Annotated in this window: 15 protein-coding genes and 1 pseudogene; 10 read left to right on the top strand and 6 right to left on the bottom strand. The window is 67.8% G+C overall.

The features are described from left to right. Positions 1-423 precede the first annotated feature (423 nt). On the top strand, positions 424-1446 hold the full coding sequence (locus QH470_RS12015) for a zinc-dependent alcohol dehydrogenase family protein (RefSeq protein WP_280272403.1): 1023 nt from the start codon (positions 424-426) through the stop codon (positions 1444-1446). A gap of 50 nt (positions 1447-1496) precedes the next feature. Next, the gene (locus tag QH470_RS12010; protein ID WP_280272402.1) at positions 1497-1895 is read left to right on the top strand and encodes a (R)-mandelonitrile lyase; all 399 of its coding nucleotides are present in this window, start codon (positions 1497-1499) and stop codon (positions 1893-1895) included. 19 nt (positions 1896-1914) lie between these two features. Here the strand turns inward: QH470_RS12010 and QH470_RS12005 are convergent, their stop codons facing one another. Both QH470_RS12005 and QH470_RS12000 read right to left on the bottom strand, forming a co-directional pair. Beyond that, complete coding sequence (locus QH470_RS12005) at positions 1915-2232, bottom strand: hypothetical protein (RefSeq protein WP_280272401.1); 318 nt, start codon at positions 2230-2232, stop codon at positions 1915-1917. Positions 2233-2544: 312 nt separating this feature from the next. Next, complete coding sequence (locus QH470_RS12000; protein WP_280272400.1) at positions 2545-3699, bottom strand: helix-turn-helix domain-containing protein; 1155 nt, start codon at positions 3697-3699, stop codon at positions 2545-2547. A gap of 261 nt (positions 3700-3960) precedes the next feature. Here QH470_RS12000 and QH470_RS11995 point away from each other — a divergent pair, with 261 nt between their 5' ends. Together QH470_RS11995 and QH470_RS11990 are read left to right on the top strand one after the other, a co-directional pair. Beyond that, complete coding sequence (locus QH470_RS11995) at positions 3961-5136, top strand: helix-turn-helix domain-containing protein (protein WP_280272399.1); 1176 nt, start codon at positions 3961-3963, stop codon at positions 5134-5136. Between the two features lie 636 nt (positions 5137-5772). Beyond that, entirely contained in the window at positions 5773-6606 is an 834-nt protein-coding gene (locus QH470_RS11990; protein ID WP_280272398.1) for a hypothetical protein, read from the top strand. A 229-nt stretch (positions 6607-6835) separates the two neighbouring features. On the opposite strand, the gene QH470_RS11985 is transcribed toward QH470_RS11990, so the two are convergent. Further along, positions 6836-7306 (bottom strand): carboxymuconolactone decarboxylase family protein, encoded by a 471-nt coding sequence (locus QH470_RS11985; protein ID WP_280272397.1) that lies wholly within the window; start codon positions 7304-7306, stop codon positions 6836-6838. A 168-nt stretch (positions 7307-7474) separates the two neighbouring features. On the opposite strand from QH470_RS11985, the gene QH470_RS11980 reads away from it, so the two are divergent. From QH470_RS11980 to QH470_RS11960, 5 genes are all read left to right on the top strand, one after another. Further along, positions 7475-8365 carry an RNA polymerase sigma-70 factor gene (locus QH470_RS11980; RefSeq protein WP_280272396.1) on the top strand — a complete coding sequence of 297 codons (891 nt, stop codon included), beginning with the start codon at positions 7475-7477 and terminating at the stop codon, positions 8363-8365. Between the two features lie 114 nt (positions 8366-8479). After that, positions 8480-9160: a biliverdin-producing heme oxygenase gene (locus tag QH470_RS11975; protein ID WP_280272395.1), complete on the top strand. Its 681-nt coding sequence runs from the start codon at positions 8480-8482 to the stop codon at positions 9158-9160. A 319-nt stretch (positions 9161-9479) separates the two neighbouring features. Next, the gene (locus QH470_RS11970) at positions 9480-11582 is read left to right on the top strand and encodes an SDR family oxidoreductase (RefSeq protein WP_280272394.1); all 2103 of its coding nucleotides are present in this window, start codon (positions 9480-9482) and stop codon (positions 11580-11582) included. Between the two features lie 75 nt (positions 11583-11657). Beyond that, positions 11658-12356 (top strand): polysaccharide deacetylase family protein, encoded by a 699-nt coding sequence (locus tag QH470_RS11965; RefSeq protein WP_280272393.1) that lies wholly within the window; start codon positions 11658-11660, stop codon positions 12354-12356. Positions 12357-12443: 87 nt separating this feature from the next. Beyond that, entirely contained in the window at positions 12444-14126 is a 1683-nt protein-coding gene (locus tag QH470_RS11960) for a bifunctional metallophosphatase/5'-nucleotidase (protein ID WP_280272392.1), read from the top strand. Between the two features lie 4 nt (positions 14127-14130). On the opposite strand, the gene QH470_RS11955 is transcribed toward QH470_RS11960, so the two are convergent. The 3 genes and pseudogenes from QH470_RS11955 to QH470_RS11945 form a co-directional block, all read right to left on the bottom strand. Then, the gene (locus tag QH470_RS11955) at positions 14131-14784 is read right to left on the bottom strand and encodes a cutinase family protein (protein WP_280272391.1); all 654 of its coding nucleotides are present in this window, start codon (positions 14782-14784) and stop codon (positions 14131-14133) included. A 219-nt stretch (positions 14785-15003) separates the two neighbouring features. Further along, complete coding sequence (locus QH470_RS11950; protein ID WP_280272390.1) at positions 15004-15891, bottom strand: expansin EXLX1 family cellulose-binding protein; 888 nt, start codon at positions 15889-15891, stop codon at positions 15004-15006. A 115-nt stretch (positions 15892-16006) separates the two neighbouring features. Continuing rightward, positions 16007-17009 (bottom strand): annotated as a pseudogene (locus tag QH470_RS11945) (zinc-binding alcohol dehydrogenase family protein). 183 nt (positions 17010-17192) lie between these two features. On the opposite strand from QH470_RS11945, the gene QH470_RS11940 reads away from it, so the two are divergent. Beyond that, a partial coding sequence (locus QH470_RS11940) for an amino acid adenylation domain-containing protein (protein WP_280272389.1) occupies positions 17193-19101 on the top strand: 1909 nt, incomplete at its 3' end.

Genomic DNA, 19101 nt, shown 5'->3' with positions numbered 1-19101 from the left:
AAACCGCCGTCCCATCTCTGGGGGGGCCCCCGCGGCTTTCCCCTCACAATTCTTTTTCTGCGTCTGCGTTTTACACGGCGGCGGCGGGCCGGCCCCCGGGGCTGGGACGCGGCCCGGCGGACCGATACTCGGGCTGCGCGATCGAACTGCCCCGTATGTTAGGACGCACCACCCGCGCAGTGGCATCGCCGGACTTCCCCACTCGGGGAACCGAGCCGAGAAAGGCTCGCTCGGGTCGGCACGTCGCCTCGGGCGCGGAGGCCCCTGCCGGTATCAGGCCGGAAGCTCGGGACCCGGGTGGAGGATCGGCCGGTCACGCCCGTACACCCACGACAGGACCCGTCTCGATCGGTTGAACGAGGGCCGACTGGGAACCACGAGATGGATCCGGGTAGCACCGAACCGACAGACAAGGAGCCGATCATGCGTGGAGTCGTCATGTACGCCCCCGGCGACGTGCGGGTCGAGGAGCGGGACGATCCCCGGATCGTCGCGCCGACCGACGCGGTCATCCGCGTCACCGCCACCTGTATCTGCGGGTCGGATCTGTGGCCGTACCGCGGGGTCGAGGCCCTGAATGGACCGGCCCCGATGGGCCACGAATACGTGGGCGTCGTGGAGGAGATCGGCCCTGAGGTGCGGGAGTTGCGGGTCGGCGATTTCGTGGTGGGATCGTTCTTCGCCTCCGACAACACCTGCGAGATCTGCCGCGCGGGCTATCAGTCCCGGTGTGTCCATGCCGTGGTGATGGGGTCGATCGGCACCCAGGCCGAGCGTGCCCGCATTCCCCTGGCCGACGGCACCCTGGTTCGTGTCCCCGGTGAGCCGACGCCGGAACAGGTACGGCACCTGCTGGCCGCCTCCGACGTGCTCGGCACCGGATGGTTCGCCGCGGTGGCCGCCGAGGCCGGCCCGGGCAAGACGGTCGCTGTCGTGGGTGACGGCGCGGTCGGGTTGCTCGGTGTGCTGGCCGCCGCCCAGCTCGGCGCGGAGCGGATCATCGCCATGAGCCGGCATCCCGAAAGGCAAGCGCTGGCAAGGAAATTCGGCGCCACCGACATCGTCGAGGAGCGCGGTGACGCGGGCGTGGCTCGGATCAAGGAACTCACCGGCGGGCTGGGCGCGCACTCGGTCATCGAAGCAGTCGGTACCCAGGAGTCGATGGAGCAGGCCATCCGGTCCGCCCGCCCCGGCGGTCACATCGGCTACGTCGGTGTGGCCCACGACGTGCAGTTGGACGGGATGGAGCTGTTCTTTGCCGAGGTGCACCTGCACGGCGGTCCCGCCCCGGTGCGCCGCTTCCTGCCCGACCTGATCGACCTCATCATGCGCGGAGTGATCGACCCCGGCGACGTCTTCGACCTGACCTTGCCGCTCGACGAAGCCGCCGACGGCTACCGCGCGATGGACCAGCGCCGCGCGACGAAGGTCCTGCTCACAGTCTGATCGCGTCCGCCCCTCACCACGCAGCCCCCAACCTGGGCGAAAGGAGTCGTATGGAAAGGATCGCCAGCACCCCCACCGCCAAGGCCCCCGCCGAACGCTTCACCGGTGACGTCTATTTGAACATGATCCAGACCCCCACCGAACCCGCCCGCCTGGCCGCCGCCCTGGTCCGCTTCACGCCCGGCGCGCGCACCAACTGGCACTCCCACGCCTTGGGCCAAACCTTGCACGTCACCGACGGCGTCGGCCTGGTCGGCACCCGCGACGGCCGGACCCTGCGCATCACCGCCGGGCAAACCATCACGTGCCCGCCCGGCGAAGAACACTGGCACGGTGCCACCGACACCACCCTCATGGCCCACCTCGCCCTGGTCGTGGGCGACGGCACCACCTGGCTCGAGCCCGTCACCGACGCCCAATACACCGCAGCCCTCGCCGCCGCCGACTGAAGCCCGGTAACTCGCCAGCTCACCGAATCGTCCGATCGGGAGACTGTTTCACCACCCACCGAGCGAAACTCAGTCTCGGACACACCGTTTCGATGTCGGCCACACACATCACCGCATTCAAGGTCATGACATCGAAATGCACTGCGGCCGGGGCGATCACAACCTCCGCACCAGCCGCCCGCACCTGGTCGACGAGAGGAATGCGACTATCTTCCGGCGCCCACACCAAGCTGTAGCCCAACCGCTGCGCCAGCCGCCGCACCTGCGCCATATCCCATTCCAGCGCAACCGATTCCGGGTGCACCCAACCCAATGCGACAGGCCTGCCGAGCTTCACGAGCGATCACTCCGGCGCTCACCACGCAGCGGTAACCGGATCAACGCCACAGTCAACACGACCAACGCCGAAATCAGAAGCAGCAAGAGCCATCCCGTGCCGCTCAGCGTTGTCGAAACTGCCCTCATACCCGCCCGCCTCCCGCTCCGCCATCGATTGGAAGCGCCCACCGCCAGAGAGCCGCGAAGCCAAGGAGTCGGCTACCACCCGGCGATGGGGCCGAATAGAGAGTCACAGCCACGAACAGCACAAACAATGACACTTCCGACCCCGGAAGGCCGGAAGTGCCATTCGTGGGACGTTTCTCGCGGCTCAGTAATCGAGCTGAACGGCGTCAGCCAGCTCTCGCATATCAGGCGTGAGGGTGCGCCGTTTGCGTACTACCTCGCCGAGGATGTCACGCGCATAACGTTGCTGCACAAGCCATTCCGGCGCTGTCCGCTGCACAGTCCGGAACGACTCGAGGGCCTCGCCGAACCTGCCCATCTGAGTATGCGCATTGGCCACATCGAGCTTGTGGCGCATCCGGCTGGCACCCGCGGGTTCGATCGGCGGGGCCGGCACGTTGGACGCGATCGCGAGCGTCTTCTCCGGCTCGTGGGAGATGACGAACGACTCGGCAGCGATGTACGAGACCTCGAGCGGCCCGAACGTGCGACCCAGCAGCCGGTCGACATAGACGTCGTGCCCGATCCGAGCGGCCGCCGCCCGCGCCAAAGCCAAGGCATCCTCGACTTCGCTCGGCTGATTGTCGCGCACGGCCGCATTCGCGATCTTCAACCACAGCCGCCCCCACATCGCCACCGTCTGCAAGCTGGCGCGCGAGAACCGCGGTTCGATGTCATCTGCCCAGCGGACCGCCATCGACCGAGCATCATCCAACCGGCCCTGCCGCAGCAGCGACCACAGCAACGTGTCCACGGCCGTAGCCGCTTCCAGATGAGTCTCCGCGACGTCGACCGCACGGCTGAGCACCATGTCGGCCGCCTCGAATTGCCGAGTCTGCGCGAGCAGCGACGCCGCGACATTCAGCACCTTGAAACGAAACGCGCGTCCGTCCTCGAGGCTGTCCACATCGCGAATCAAGCTGGGCAGCAATACCGTTACTTCCTGATACCGGTCGGCACCGATCATCGCTTGCACCGTGCGAAGCATCGCCTGCACGCCGTCGACAGTGGCAGGTTCATCCGGCTGTGGGCTGTTACCGAACAGCGCGCGCAAAACAGGCCGCCACTGCTCCTCGGTACCACTGTCGGGCTGCTCGTAATCGGGCTTTACCTGCAGCGCAGAGGTCCGCAAGTGCATCGCCACGGCGAACGCCCGCAGCGTCTCCAGACGCGGCTCGTAGTCTCCCTGCTCGATCTTGCGCAACTGAGACAACGAGACCCCCGCAGCCCCCGCCAATTCACGTTGTGTCATCCCGGCACGCTTACGAGCATTCTTCACCCGCCCGCCAACAACACTCATACGGCCACGCTACGGCTGATCCCGCTCGGCGTGTGGAACTCGAGGGTCACGGTCGCCGATGGACTTCGGCAACAGCTCCTACGCGGGAACACAGCAATCTATGTCTGCGGCGCCCCGGACGGCGAAGCAAATCCGGCCAGTCCCCTTTCACAGCTGCGATGGGCTCCACCAACAATCGCCGCGGTCAGCGCCGGGAGACCGCTCAGAAACAGAGCGCAACATCCTCCAATGACCGTGCGATACCGGGTCTACCCTCGACCTATGGGCCGGCATGTGGGGCAGGCCATTGCCTCGGAACGAAAGATCGCGGGTTTGAGCCAGGTGCAGTTGGCCGGTCGCGCTCGGTACAGCCTGAGCATGGTCAAGGCGGTCGAGCAGGGGCGGGAGGTCGCGTCGCCGGGCTTTGTCGCGGCTGTGTCGAAGGCGCTCGGGGTGGACCCGGATCGGTTGCAGGGCACGCCGTATGTCGAGTCGCTCGAAGAAGACGGGCCGCTCGAAGGGTTGGGCGAGCTGCGCGCGGTCATGGCCGAAGGCACGTATGTGCAGCCGCTCGAGGCACCGTCGGAAACGCAGTCTGCGAGTCAGCTTTCCGTCGTGGAAGCGGCTCTGCGCGGCGACAAGACTCGGCGCGCACTGGCAATGCTGCCCACGTTGATCCGGCAGCTGCACGGTGCCATCCAGACCTCGTCCGGTCCGGCACGTGTTCGGGCGTATGAAATGCTTTGCGGCGCTTATATTGCCGCCGAATGCGCGTGCTGCCGGCTGGGCTACTCCTCGCTGACTGCGTTGGTACTCGATCGGCTGGATTGGGCCGCCGCGCAGACCGATGATCCCGGCTACGCGGTGCGAAGCCTGATGAAGCGGTCCAGATTGCTGATGTCGCACGGATCGACCGACGTCGCGATCTCGCTGATCGACCGGGGACTGAGCCTGGTGCCCGGGGAAACCGAGAACGAGCGCGTGCTCCGCGGTTACGGCCATCTGCGCGGCGCGATCGTCGCGGCCCGCGGCCGACGACTGGACGTCGCGCAGGACCACATCGCCGCGGCTCGCCGGATCGCGAAGCCGATGAGTCGTGAAAGCGACCTCTACACAACCGATTTCGGGCCCGGAAACGTCGAGATACACGCCTGCGCGGTCGAACTCGAGGCAGGAGATCCGGGCAAGGCGGCCACCTACGGCGCGACATTGCGGTTGCCTGCCGATATGGCCGCGCCGCGTGCCGGGCACCACTGGCAGGACAATGCCCGTGCATGGCTGATGGCCGGTAAACCGGACAAGGCCCTGATCGCGCTGAACAAGGCCCGCATCGCCGCGCCGCAGCAAATCCGGCTGCATCCGTCGGTCCGGGAGACACTGCACGGCATCGCTTCGGCCCAGCGACGGCAGCAGGACAGCCTGCTCGGATTCGCATCCTGGTTGGGGACATCCTTGTAGGGATGGTTCGATGGCCTGGATCGACAGGCCGGACACCCTCACCCCTACAGTGGTGTCGAATTCGCGCCCACGAACAACGCGCACGGCAAGTAGCGTCGAAATCCGCGCGCACTCACGCCCTTTCCACATCGACGCTCGAAACAGGGGCCGTCCCGCCCTGAATTACTCTGTCGGGCGAAAACAGACCATAGTCAGGGGCCTTCTGCTCTAGAAGCCGGGTAAGCGGCATGGTGCAGTGAGACGGCGTATCTATATAGCAAAGTCGGCGGGGACAGGGAGTGCACCATGGGAAGGCTCGTTCCACATGATCATAAATATTGGTGTCCAGGGGGGTGGCCCTGGGAATGGTTCGATACCTGCACGCGGCACGGAATGGCGTGGCAGTACGATTTCGAATGGGTTCACTCGACGAAGTTTGCGGTCTGGGCGGACTACCAGGGGTGTGAGAACGGGACGCTCTACGAATGGTCGGGTCCTGACCTCGGACTGGGCAGCGGGACCACGTTTCACGTCACCGAATGGTTCGATGATCCTCTCTCTCCCAGTGGAGAATGTGCTCTCGCCGGCGGCGGCGCGTACCCCGGGGCGGCCCTGACGATAGCCTCCATCGACGGTCGGGCGCCCGGGTTGTCGGCCGTGAACCGCCAGCTGTACGCCGCGTGGAAAGGCATCACCGGCGATCAAGGATTGTGGTGGTCCACCTGCGACGGCAGCAATTGGGCCGCCCAGCGCCACATCGATGATGTGGGGTCCTGTATCGGGCCGTCGCTGGCGAGCGTCGGGGGCAAGTTGTACGCGGCTTGGCGAGGCGTGACCGGTGACCAGCGGCTGTGGTGGTCCTCGTACGACGGTTCCTCGTGGGCTCCCCAGCGCGCCGTACCGGGCGCGGGCTCCAGCATCGGACCTGCGCTGGCCGAGTTCGACGGACGACTGTACGCCGCGTGGAAAGGCGTCGACGGCGACGACCGGATTTGGTGGTCATCCTGGTTCGGGCAGGAATGGGAACCGCAGCAAGCCATTCCGTGGGTCGGCTCCAGCATCGGGCCCGCGCTGGCCGAGTTCGATGGACGGCTCTACGCCGCGTGGAAGGGCGTCGAGGGCGACGAGCGGCTTTGGTGGTCTTCGTCCGACGGGGTGTCGTGGGCAGCTCAGCAAAACATCCCAGGGGTGGCTTCCAGCATCGGCCCCTCGCTGGCGAGTTTCGACGGAAAGCTATACGCGGCATGGAAGGGGCAAGCGGGCGACCAGGGCATCTGGTGGTCTTCGTTCGACGGCCGCGGTTGGGCGCCTCAGCAACGTATCGAGGGCGTCGCCTCGAGCATCGGTCCCGGCCTCGCGAATTTCGATGACTCGCTTTTCGCGGTATGGAAAGGAATGCTGGGCGATCAGGCATTGTGGTGGTCGGTGTTCGACGGTAAGAAATGGGACCATCAGAAGCAGATAAACGGTGTGGGAACGAGCCCCGAGTAACATGCCGAATCCGATTGCGAGACAACGACACAAGCGCGGACCTCTCTTCGTGGTGCGTTTACCGCGATGGCTGGTCAAAACAGAAATCGGACTCGGTGACGTGATCGAGAAAGGCACCGAGCAGGCGGGGGTGCCGGCGTGTGGAAACTGCCGACGTCGCGCTGTGAGACTGAACCGGATGCTTTCCTTCACCAGCCGCGCCTCGAAGTGAACCGGGCACCCCCGGACTTCAGTTCGGCGCGGGCTCGTACGACCCACCTTGCTGGCGGACGATCACCCCCAGCCGATTGGCCGCGTTGATCTGGGCGACCAAGGCGACAAGGGCGGCAATCTGGTCGTCGTCGTAGTGCTTGCGGACGGCGGCCCAGGTTTCGTCGGACACGCCGGTGTGGGCGTCGGCGATCCGGGTGCCCTCCTCGGCGAGCGCGAGCGCGGCCCGTTCGGGCTCGGTGTAGACGGTGGACTCGCGCCAGGCGGCGACCAGGTTGATGCGAGCGACCGACTCGCCGGCATGCGCCAGGTCCTTGCTGTGCATGTCGGTGCAATACGCGCAGCCGTTGATCTGGCTGACGCGCAACATCATCAGGTCCTGCGTGGCCTTCGGCAGGTCCGACTGCACGACCACCAGGCTGGCATTGCCGAATCGCTTGGCGAACTTCGCGCCGAGTTCACTGTCGAACATGTTGAAACGGGGTTCCATGATGTCGTCCTCACTGTGTCGTTGATCGAACGACCACAAGATGCCGGTGCGCCGATCTCCGTGACAGCGCGACGATGTGACCTATGCCACCGCCCATGGCTGTCACAAACGGGCACGCCTCGGCATCGTGTGGGCGAGAGTCGAACAGCGAGCAGACCGGAGCCACCCATGAGCAAGCCCACCGCCGACGCCACCGGCGTCTTCGTCACCCACCGGAACCTGCTGTTCACCGTCGCCTACGAGATGCTCGGCTCGGCCGCCGACGCCGAGGACGTCCTGCAGGAGACCTGGATGAAATGGGTGGCCGTGGACCTGGCCACGGTGCAGGATCAGCGCGCCTACCTGGTGCGCATCACCACGCGCCAGGCACTCATGCGACTGCGCTCGCTCGGGCGCCGCAAGGAGTCCTACGTCGGCCCGTGGCTACCCGAGCCGCTGCTGACCGCGCCCGATGTCGCCGAGGACGTGGAACTCGCCGAGCACGTGTCGATGGCGATGCTGCTGGTGCTCGAGACCCTCGCGCCGACCGAGCGCGCGGTCTTCGTGCTGCGGGAGGTGTTCGACCTCGGCTACGACGAGATCGCCGAGGCCGTCGACAAGACCCCGGCCGCCGTTCGCCAGATCGCCCACCGCGCCCGGGCACACGTCGCCGCCCGCCGCCCGCGCGGGGTGATCTCCCCCGCCGACACCCGCCAGGCGATCGAGGCATTCCAGCGCGCCATCGAAACCGGCGACATCCAGGGCCTACTCGATCAACTCGCCCCCGATGTCGTGTTCCTGGGCGACGGCGGCGGCATCAAACAGGCCGCCCTGCAACCCATCGTCGGCGCCGACTCCGTGGCCGCCCTGCTCGCGAGCGGCCTCCCCCGCATCGGCCACGAGATGACGGTGGAACCGGCGCAGATCAACGGCTACCCGGCACTCATCCTCCGCCTCGACGGCGAGGTCGACACCATCATGACGGTCCGCGTCGACGACACCCGCATCACCGGCCTCTACTCCGTCCGCAATCCCGAAAAACTCTCCCGCGCAACCCACCAAACCCTCCTCGCCCGCTGACCGGCTTTCGTCCGAAAGTTTGATTCGTGTGGTCCAGCGCCCGGGTATGGTCTAGATAGAAAAGTTAGGTAACCCATAGTTGTGATCCCGGGGTCGGGTGAGGAAGCAGGATCCATGCCGAAGACTTCACCATCGTCGGAGACCGTGCCGTTCTCGACGCAGATCCGCACCGCTACCGAGCGGCAGCACGCGGACGCGGAGAACTCCACGTTCATGAGCGACATGCTCGGCGGTGCCCTCGGCGTGGCGGCGTTCTACCGCTATACCGGCCAGCTGTGGCATGTGTACCGCGCGTTGGAGGCGCACTGGGGAGACCTCGCCGATGATCCGGTGGCCGGTCCGTTCGTCCGTCCCGAATTGGCGCGGCTGGCGCACCTCGAGGCCGATCTCGCCCATCTCGGCGGCGAGAACTGGCGCGGCGACCTCGATCCGCTGCCCGCCACCGCCGACTACGCCGCCCGCATCGAGGACTGCGCGCGCACCTGGCCGGCCGGTTACGTCGCCCACCACTACACGCGCTACCTCGGCGACCTGTCCGGCGGGCAGGTCATCCGCGGCACCGCCGAGAAGCTGTGGCATTTGCCCAAACGTGGTGACGGCGTGCGGTTCTACGTCTTCGACAAGATTCCCAACCCGGCCGCGTTCAAGCGGGAGTACCGCGTCCTGCTGGACCAGCTGGCCGTCGACGATCTCGAGAAGCAGCGTGTCCTCGGTGAATGCCAGCGCGCCTTCGCGTTCAACACCGCTCTGTTCCAGGAACTGGCAGAGGAATTCCCGGTCCGTCAGCAGGGCTGATCTCCGCCGAACCGATGATTGCCGAGGGGTAGCCACCTGGTTCTCGCGGTTACATCAAATCCATTGACACACATACCGAACGGCGTCTCACGTGGTGACAAGACCCACACCGCGAGAGGCGCCGTCGGGTTGCGAGCACCCGCCCGCCACCGTTAAAGTTACTGACCAGTTAGACACGAAGGTGTTTCTATCCAGCCCCTGCCTCTGCTAGCGGCTGCATCATTCCGCGTCCGCATCCACCGATGCATGTCGGGCGAACATTGCTGCGCATCGGCGGAAGCTGTTGCGCGACAACGAGTTCGACAGGCAAGGAGGGACGATGGTCTCCTATCTCGTTACCGGCGGCACCGGATTCCTGGGACGGCGCGTGGTGCAGGGCCTGCTCGAGCACGATCACGACGCGGTGGTCCACGTGCTCGTCCGCGAGGCCTCGGTCGCCAAGCTCGCCGAGCTGGCCGACAGCTGGGACGCGCAGCACCGCGTCTTCCCGCTGATCGGTGATCTGACTTCGGAAAACCTTGGCCTGCAGGATATTCCGCCGCGCGTGGAGCACATCGTGCACCTCGGTGCGGTCTACGACATGACCGCCGACGAGGAAACCGCCTACGCCGCGAATGTCACCGGCACCCGCTCGGTCATCGCCCTCGCGACCGAACTCGACGCCGTCCTGCACCACGTGTCGTCGGTCGCCGTGGCCGGTGACCATCGCGGCAAGTTCTTCGAGGACGATTTCGACCTCGGCCAGCAGCTGCCGTCGCCGTACCATCGCACGAAGTTCGCGGCCGAGAAGCTGGTGCGCGAGGCCAAGGGTTTGCGCTGGCGGGTCTACCGTCCGTCGATCATCGTCGGCGATTCCCGGACCGGCGAGATGGACAAGATCGACGGTCCCTACTACTTCTTCCCGGCCATCGCCCGCCTGGCGGGACTGCCGTCGGGCCTGCCGGTCCCGCTGCCCGATCTGGGCGCCACCAATATCGTTCCGGTCGACTATGTCGCGACGGCCATGGTCCGGCTGATCACCCGCCCCGGGCTGCTCCGGCGCACCTTCCACCTGGTCAACCCGGACCCGCAGCCGTTCGGCGATGTCTACGCGGCGCTGGCCCGCGCCGCCGGGGCGCCGACCGGGCTGGGCACAGTGCCGGGCAGCCAGTCCGCGCTGCGGGCGCTGGCGCAGTTGCCCGGCGTCACGCAGGTTCGAGATTTGTTGTTGCAGCAGTGGGGAATTCCCGCCGAAGTCGCGCCGCACGTGTCGTTCGAGTCCGAATTCGTCTCCGACTCCACCCGCGCCCGGCTGCGCGGCCTGCCGGTGCCCGCGTTCGACTCCTATGCCGACAAGCTCTGGGAATACTGGCGCGCACATCTGGATCCCGACCGCGCCCGCCGCACCGGCGACCCGCTGCGGGGCCGGGTCGTGCTCATCACCGGCGCATCCTCCGGTATCGGCCTGGCCACCGCGCACGCCGTCGCCCGGCGCGGCGCCACGGCGCTGATGGTCGCCCGCAATCCGGACGAACTGGAATCCGCGGCCGCCGCGGTGCGCGCGGAAAGCGGTGCGGCGCAGGCGTACTCGTGCGACATCACCGACGAGAAGGCGGTCGAGCTACTGGTCAAGCAGGTGCTGGCCGACCACGATCACGTCGACTACGCCATCAACAACGCCGGTCGCTCCATCCGCCGCTCGGTCCTCGAATCCACCGACCGGATGCACGATTTCGAACGGACCATGGCGGTGAACTACTTCGGCGCGGTACGGCTGATCCTGGCGCTGCTGCCGTCGATGCGGGAACGCCGCTTCGGGCATTTCGTGAACATCTCCTCGATCGCCGTGCAGACCAAGCTGCCGCGGTTCGCGGCCTACGTCGCCAGCAAGTCGGCGCTGGATACCTTCAGCGAGATCGCCGCGGTCGAAAACGCCGATGCCGGAATCACTTTCACCTCGGTCCGGATGCCGCTGGTGCGCACGCCGATGATCGCCCCCACCGAGCTGTACCGCTCTCTTCCGGTCCACACTCCCGAACAGGCGGCCGCGATCGTGGTCCGCGCCCTGGAACAGCGCCCGACCCGCATCGACACCCCGATCGGCACCTTCGCGCAATTGGTCGACACGGTGCTGCCCTCGGTCAAGAAGGCAATCCTGCACCGCAGCTTCCACATGCTCGGCGATTCGACGCCCACCCGCCAGGCAGCGAGCATCGGCAGTGCGGAGATCCCCAGCACGGCAGCCGACTCGCAAAGCTCAACGCGCGCAGGCGCAGTGGTGTCCGCCACCCCCTCGGACACCCCGCGCGAGACCGCACCCGCGCGGAACGCCGAACCCGCCGGCGGCCCGCTACTCGCCCTGGCTCCGATCTTCCAACCGCTGATGAGCCTGCCCGGTCCCGCCGCCCGCATCGCGAACGGAATCCCCGGCCTGCACTGGTGATTTCGCCGGGCAATCCGGCCTTGCGGCACGCTCGCCGCAGCTGACCGAACCTGGCCGCGTGCTAGTTTGCACCGGGTGAAACGCAGGTTGCTCATCCCCGTCGCGCTCGGCCTGGTCGTCGTGGTGGCGGCCTGCGCCGGACTCTACGTGCTGATGAACTCTCGCACCTATCAGGTGGCGGGACGGCTGGTGCATCGGATTGATACGGCCGACAAGGTGGTTGCGCTGACCTTCGACGACGGACCGACCGAGCGCACGCCGGAGATCCTGGCGACGCTCGGCGCACTGGCGGTTCCGGCGACCTTCTACCTCGTCGGACGTGATCTCGCGGCCCGCCCCGGGGACGGCGCCGCCATCGCCGCGGCGGGGCACGAGATCGGCAACCACAGCTACAGCCATCGGCGGTTCGTCCTCGTCACCCCGGGGACCGTGCGCGACGAGGTCGAGCGGACCGATGCCGAGATCCGTCGGACCGGGTACCACGGCCCGATCACCTTCCGCCCGCCGTACGGGAAGAAGCTGTTCGCGCTGCCGACGTACCTGTCGGATCACGATCGCACGACGGTGATGTGGGACGTCGAGCCGGATTCCCACGGCGACGCCGAGACCGGACGAATCGTCGGCGATACCCTCGATGCGGTCCGACCCGGCTCGATCATCCTCCTGCACGCCATGTACCAGGCCGATTCACGCGCCGCGGTCGCCCCCATCGTCGACGGCCTCCGCGCCCGCGGGTACCGCTTCGTGACGGTGTCACAGCTGATCGGCGGATAGGGCGACACCCGGCCCGAGAGGGGCAACCGACGAGAATTCACCTGCTCGTCGCGCACACGCCAGCGGCTTCTGCGAAAGTCGTTTCCTATGAAGGCTCGTCATCGAATCGGTGGGGTGCTGGCGACCGCCCTCGTACTGCTCGCGTCGGCCGGATGCGGTGATCGGTCCGCACCACCCGCGCCGAAACCCGGTGCGGTGCTGCTGGTGTCGACGGATGACCTGCCGACACCGCAGCCCGGCGAGGTACACCTGTTCGGCCTCAATGACCTGCACGGCAATCTCCAACCCCCGTCCGGCAGCAACGGGCACATCGCCACCTTCCCCGCCGGCGGCGCGGCCTATCTCGCGACCCACCTGGCCAGGCTGAAGTCGGCATATCCGGACAGCGCCGTGCTCGCCGCCGGAGACAATATCGGCGCCAGCCCGCTGGTATCGGCGCTGTTCCACGACGAGCCGACCATCGGCTTCCTCGGCAGCATCGGCACCGCGGCCTCCGCGGTCGGCAATCACGAATTCGACGACGGGGTACCGGAACTGGTGCGCCTGCAGCGGGGCGGCTGCGCCTGGGACGGCTGCGTGCCGGGTGAGCCGTTCACCGGCGCCCGATTCCCCTACCTGGCCGCCAATGTCACCGACGGCAACGGGCAGCTCCCGCCCGGCCTGCGGCCCTGGACGATGCTCGAGGTGGGCGGCCACAAGATCGGCGTGATCGGCACCGTCACTCCCGAGACCGTGAACATCGTGATGCCCGAGGGAATCCGCGGCTACACCTTCGGCGACGAGGCCGACGCCGTTAATAAGTTCGTCCCGCAACTGCGGGCCGCCGGCGCGGAAACCGTGGTGGCGCTCATGCACGACGGCGGATCGCAGCGCACCCACGGCGCGCCGCTCGACTACAACGGATGCGCCGACATCACCCCGAACGTCACCGCGCTGGCCGAGCGCACCGACCCCTCGGTTCGGGTGATCATGACCGCGCACAGCCACCAGGCGTACAACTGCACCATCGCGGGCAAGGTGGTCACCCAGGCCGCCTCCTACGGACGGCTGATCACCGATGTCGCGCTGCGATTCCACGACGGCACCGTCGACGCGCGCGCGGTGAATCGCGTCGTCACCCGGGATGTGCCACCGGATCCGGCGACCGCTCGCACCGTGGATTTCTATGCCGCCCAGGCGGAACCGCGCGCCGAACGCGTGATCGGCACCGCGACCGCTCCCCTGCCGAACGAACCCGCACCGGCGGGTGACTCACCGCTCGGCGATCTGATCGCCGACGCCATGCTCGCCGCCATGGCCCCCGACCGGGCCGTCGCCGCGTTCATGAACGCGGGTGGCGTGCGCGCGGACCTGTCCGACGGCGCCATCACCTACGAGAACGCCTACACCGTGCAGCCGTTCGGCAATCAGGTCGTGACGGTGGTGCTGACCGGTCAGCAGCTTCTCCGGCTGCTGGAGCAGCAGTGGGACGGCGCGGGCAAGGCCGGTGTGCTGTCCGTGGCCGGTATCAGCTACGCGTATTCCGATGCCGCGCCCACCGGCCGCAAGGTACTCGCCGACACCGTGCGCATCGGCGGGCAACCGCTGAATCCCGTTGCGGTGTACCCGGTCTCGACCAACAACTTCCTCGCCGCCGGCGGCGACGGCTTTACCGTGTTCACCGAGGGCGACCGGGCGGCGGTCGGCCCGACGGACCTCGACGCCCTGGAGTCCTACCTGCGGACTCGCGGGGCCGTCGACCCTCCGTCGGGCCGGATCGAGCGACGCTGACGGGTCACAGCCGGTCGGCCGCGAAATCCGCTGCCGCACTGACGAAACCGCCGTACACGGTGTGCGCGTTCGGGTCGAGGCCGCCGCCGCAGATCGGATCGCCCGCCGCGCAATAGTCGGCCGTACGCCACAGATACGGTTCCGGCACGCTCCAGCCGATCAGCCGCAGCGGATCGCCGAACAGCAGCACCGAGGACACGCGTGCGCCCAGCTCACCGTCCATCCGGACCGCGCCCGGAATGCCGTTGGTGATCCCGGTGCCCAGCGCCGTGTGCACCACGACCGCACCCTGCGAATAGCCCGCCAGAATGAACCGCTGATCGGGACACGCCGCCGCCTGATAGGCCAGGTGCGCAACGAGATCCGCGCTGCCCTTGCCCACCGAGAACACGTCGGTCAGGTCCGCCGGGTAGTTCACCGGGTAGGCGCTCAGACCGACGGGTAGCCGATTCAGCAGGGCGTCGTAGAGCGGATCGCCCACGCCCGTGCCGAGATAGCCCGGTTCCCCGGTGCCTCTGGCCACCACCACGTCCACGTCCGCGCACCATTGCGCGTTCGCCTGTGGAGCCGGATACGCGATGCCCATCAGCAGTAGCAGGGCAGCGAATATCCAAGCGATACGCCACTTTCCGGACAGCAACACCTTCGGGTCGCCCATGGTTCTCACCTACTCACGCCGTTGTGAGTGGCCGTGTGACTGTTGTCACTGACGATTGTCATTGGCCATGTCAGCCAAGGTAGAGAGCATTCCCATAGGTGGCAACGAATTCTGTTATAGCGATACCCAATTGCCGCGCCACAACCACGCCCGGACGAATTTCGTTACCCAGCAGCAATTCCCGGGCGACGTTCCGTTACCGCCGACCACGGGCCGGGATCACGCGCACACGGCCGCGGGCACGGTGACGGGCGGAGCGGGCGCGGCAGCGGTGACAGCCGCCGCCGGACCGGGGAAGGTGTAGAGCCCGATTCCGGTGCGGCGCAACTCCCCCGGCGCGACGGCGATGCCCGGAATCCGCGCCTGATGGCCTTCGGAGTCGGTCACCAGTGCCGTGAAGGGGCCGGGACCCGCGCCGGAGGTAGACCAGTAGTTGTCCGCCCCGCGGATCAGCACGCGGCCCGGACCGCCTGTCTCCGGCCGAATCTCCACGCGCGTCAATGGGTTTCCGCTGTTGGCGACCAGCAGGCCGAGCCAGTGCGCCGAGGAGCCGTCCTGCACCCGGTAGAACAGTTCGGGGATGGGGACCGGATTGTGGATGCGGCGCAACCGGATCTGCGCGACTCCCGTGCTCCGGTCGGCGATCCGGGTGAAGGCGGCGGTGCTGAGGTCGTAGTGGCCGGGCGCGCAACCCGGGCACCGGTCGACGATCTGGGCGCGTACCGAACCGAGCGGCCCGTCGAGCTGGACCAGGGTGCCGCAGGCCGCGCTGCCCGCGTACTCGGCGGTCGGCACCCCGACGTAGAAACCGTCCACCGGCAGGTCCGGGATAGAACAGGCGACACCCTGCCGGAAGGTGTAGTAGCGCGCCTCCACCGGCTGCGGCGGGTCGATCTGCTCGAGGGCCGGGATCGGTTCGGGCACACCGGTTCCGGGCGTCGTGGCCGGGCGCACGGGCGGCGCGGCCGCGGGCGGCGCGGTATGGCAGGCCTTGGGATCGGGCCTGGTCACCCACAGCGCCGCCGCCGTCACCACCGCCACGGCCAGTGCCGTCCACAGCCACGGCCGTGCGGCACGGACGTGTTGCTGCTGTGTTACCCGATGCATTTCCGCCGGTCCTCCGATTCCCATCGCCACTTTCTTTTCAGCAAAGCAGCAGAACCCGGCAGAACACACGCGAATCGCAAACTAGGAGTGGAAAACTCGGCGTGTCTACGGCGTGTCAGGGGATCAGCACGGCCGCACCGGCAAACTTTCCGTGCGCCAGATCGGTCAGCGCCCGGTCCGCGCCGGCCAGCGGATACGGGTGCACGGTGACGTCGAGATGATGTTCGGCGGCGAAAGCCAGGAATTCGCGGGCATCCGCACGGGTGTTCGCGGTGACCGAGCGGATCTCGCGCTCCTGGAACAGATGACGCTGGTAGTTCAGCACCGGGATGTCGGTCAGATGGATGCCGGCGACGGCCAGCACGCCGCCGCGGTCGAGCGCCGCCAGCGCCGGGAGCACCAGGTCGCCGACCGGTGCGAACAGGATCGCCGCGTCCAGCGCCACCGGCGGCGGATCGTCCGCGCCCTGTACCGAGGCCACGCCCAGTTCCCGGGCGAGTTCGCGGGACTTCGCGTCGCGGGTCATCACGTGCACCTCGGCGCCGCGGGCCAGCGCGACCTGCGCGGCCAAGTGCGCGCTGCCGCCGAAACCGTAGATGCCCAGCCGGCCGCCCAGCGGCAGCGCCGCCCGCTGGAGCGCCCGATAGCCGATGATGCCCGCGCACAGCAGCGGCGCCAGTTCGGCGTCGGCGTACCCGCGCGGCAGCGGGTGCGCGTAATCGACCGGCACAGTGGTGTATTCGGCGTAACCGCCGTCCGCGTCCCAGCCGGTGTAGCGGGATTCGGGGCACAGATTCTCCGCGCCGCGCCGGCAGAATTTGCACGTCCCGCAGGTGTGCCGCAGCCACGCGATGCCGACCCGATCGCCGCGCGCGAACCACTCACCCACCCCGGCGCCGAGCGCCACCACCTCGCCGACCACCTCGTGGCCGGGCACCACACCCGCCCGGTGCACGGGCAGATCCCCCTCCGCCACATGCAGATCCGTGCGGCACACCCCGCACGCCAGCACCCGCACCAGGAGCTCGCCCGGCCCCGGGGCCCGGACGGGCGCCCGCACCTGGTCCATGGGACGCCCCCCCGATCGGACCCGGCCGCAGTACTCGCCACGCCGTCATCGCCTCGTCGGTTCCGGTCACCGGCCATCCCTTCCACGTCCGCGTCCCACTCATCGAGATTAGTGGCGAAATGCCTAACATCGACCGATCCGACACCGATGTTCTGATCTGGACAGCCGTTCAGGCTGTCGCCAGGGCTGGTCGGTCGCTTCGAGGTAAGGCCGCAGATCATCAGGAGTGTGGGTGGACGTGACGGCTGAGTGTGGTCCGGCGTCGAAGCAGCGGGTGCGGGAAGCCGGTCTACCGGGGAGCGACGGTGCGCGCCGGACCGTCGCGGAGACATTGGTGGATCTGGTGGACGCCCGGGTGCTCGCCTCGTCCGACGCGGTGGCCGTACGCGCCGGGGACGAGACGCTCACCTATGCCGAGTTGTCGCACCGCGCGGATACGCTGGCGCAGCGGCTGCTGGCACGCGGCATCGGGCCGGGATCGCTGGTCGCCGTTCTGCTCGAGCGCTCCGCACAGGTACCGATCGCCTTGCTGGGCGTATTGCGTTCGGGCGCGGCATATCTGCCGCTCGATCCTTCGTATCCACGCAAGCGGCTCGAGGACCTGCTGGCCGACGCCGCGCCGGACTGCGTGCTGACCGGTGCCGAGTTCTCCGCGACGTTACCGGCCGGCACATCGGTGCTGATCGAGCCGGATGGAGGTGCCACCGCCACGGCGACAGGTGGACTCGCAGGAGGTGACTCGACCACCGCGGCATCCGACATGAGGTTGCGGAACAGGCTGAGTGCGGTCGCCGAGACGCATGGCGGTGTGCCAGGGGTGCGATCAGGCGATCTCGCGTACGTGATCTACACCTCCGGCTCGACCGGCACGCCGAAGGGTGTCGCGATTACACACGGCAACCTCGTGCATCTCTTGACGAAGGGCCTGTCGCACTTCGACTTCCGCGCGACCGACGTGTGGACCGTGTTCCACTCCTTCGCCTTCGACTTCGCCGTGTGGGAGCTGTGGGGCGCCCTGGTGTCGGGCGGAACGGCCGTCATCGTCGACCATACGACATCTCGATCGCCGGACCTGTTCCGCGACTTGCTGTTTCGCGAGCGGGTCACGGTATTGAGCCAGACGCCTTCGGCATTCGCGCTACTCGACGAGGCCGACCGTGCCGCGCCGCCGGATCGCCCGCTGGCGCTGCGGTATGTCGTCTTCGGCGGCGAGGCGCTGACACCGTCTCGGCTCGGCGACTGGTTCGACCGGCACGACGACGACGCGCCGCGGCTGGTGAACATGTACGGCATCACCGAAACCACTGTGCACGTGACGTTTCGGCCACTGGGCCGGAACGTGGTGACGGAAGCCACGGTGGGCAGCGGCATCGGCGACGGCCTGTCCGGCGTCGGCGCCCACGTCCTGGATGGGCGGCTGCGTCAGGCGCCACTGTGGGCGACGGGCGAGGTGTACGTGGCGGGCGCCCAGGTGGCGCGCGGTTACCTCGGGCGGCCGGGGCTCACCGCCGTCCGGTTCGTCGCCGATCCGTACGGTCCGCCGGGCGCTCGCATGTACCGGTCCGGCGACATCGTGCGGCGGGCCCGCAACGGCCTGGAGTACCTGCGACGCGGTGACCAGCAGGTCCAGTTGCGCGGCTTCCGGATCGAACTCGGCGAGATCGAGGCCGTGCTGCGGCGGTGCGGCGCCACCGACGCGAAGGCGATCGTCCGGGACGGGCAGTTACTCGCGTACGTCCGCAGCGTCGACAATGCGGCGGTCGCCGATGTCGAACGGCAACTGGCCGAACAGCTTCCGGCCCACATGGTGCCTGCCGCGGTCACCCCCGTGGACGAGTGGCCGCTGACGGTGAACGGCAAGCTGGACATCCAGTCGCTGCCGCGGCCCGACTTCCTCTCGCGCTCGACGGGCAAGCCGCCGCGCACCGACCGCGAACGGGCCGTCGCCGCGATCTTCCGCGAGGTGCTCGGCCTGGCCGACATCGGCATCGACGACGACTTCTTCCGGATGGGCGGCGACTCGCTGAGCGCCGTCCGGCTGCGCGCCCGCATCCTGCGAGAACTGGGCGACGAACTACGGGTGCAGGACATCTTCGAGCACCGCACCGTCGCGGCCGTCGCGGCATTGTCCGCACGTCCCC

The organism is Nocardia wallacei (assembly GCF_029868745.1).
GTDB lineage: Bacteria > Actinomycetota > Actinomycetes > Mycobacteriales > Mycobacteriaceae > Nocardia > Nocardia wallacei_B.
This window is presented reverse-complemented; position numbering and strand designations above follow the sequence as displayed.

Excerpts from the sequence above, each read along its gene's own strand:
- QH470_RS12000 (WP_280272400.1), bottom strand. The coding sequence starts at position 3,699 with ATGAGTGTTGTTGGCGGGCGGGTGAAGAATGCTCGTAAGCGTGCCGGG.
- QH470_RS11975 (WP_280272395.1), top strand. The coding sequence starts at position 8,480 with ATGCCGAAGACTTCACCATCGTCGGAGACCGTGCCGTTCTCGACGCAG.
- QH470_RS11985 (WP_280272397.1), bottom strand. The coding sequence starts at position 7,306 with ATGGAACCCCGTTTCAACATGTTCGACAGTGAACTCGGCGCGAAGTTC.
- QH470_RS11950 (WP_280272390.1), bottom strand. The coding sequence starts at position 15,891 with ATGCATCGGGTAACACAGCAGCAACACGTCCGTGCCGCACGGCCGTGG.
- QH470_RS11960 (WP_280272392.1), top strand. The coding sequence starts at position 12,444 with ATGAAGGCTCGTCATCGAATCGGTGGGGTGCTGGCGACCGCCCTCGTA.
- QH470_RS12015 (WP_280272403.1), top strand. The coding sequence starts at position 424 with ATGCGTGGAGTCGTCATGTACGCCCCCGGCGACGTGCGGGTCGAGGAG.
- QH470_RS11995 (WP_280272399.1), top strand. The coding sequence starts at position 3,961 with ATGGGCCGGCATGTGGGGCAGGCCATTGCCTCGGAACGAAAGATCGCG.
- QH470_RS11980 (WP_280272396.1), top strand. The coding sequence starts at position 7,475 with ATGAGCAAGCCCACCGCCGACGCCACCGGCGTCTTCGTCACCCACCGG.
- QH470_RS11955 (WP_280272391.1), bottom strand. The coding sequence starts at position 14,784 with ATGGGCGACCCGAAGGTGTTGCTGTCCGGAAAGTGGCGTATCGCTTGG.
- QH470_RS12010 (WP_280272402.1), top strand. The coding sequence starts at position 1,497 with ATGGAAAGGATCGCCAGCACCCCCACCGCCAAGGCCCCCGCCGAACGC.
- QH470_RS11970 (WP_280272394.1), top strand. The coding sequence starts at position 9,480 with ATGGTCTCCTATCTCGTTACCGGCGGCACCGGATTCCTGGGACGGCGC.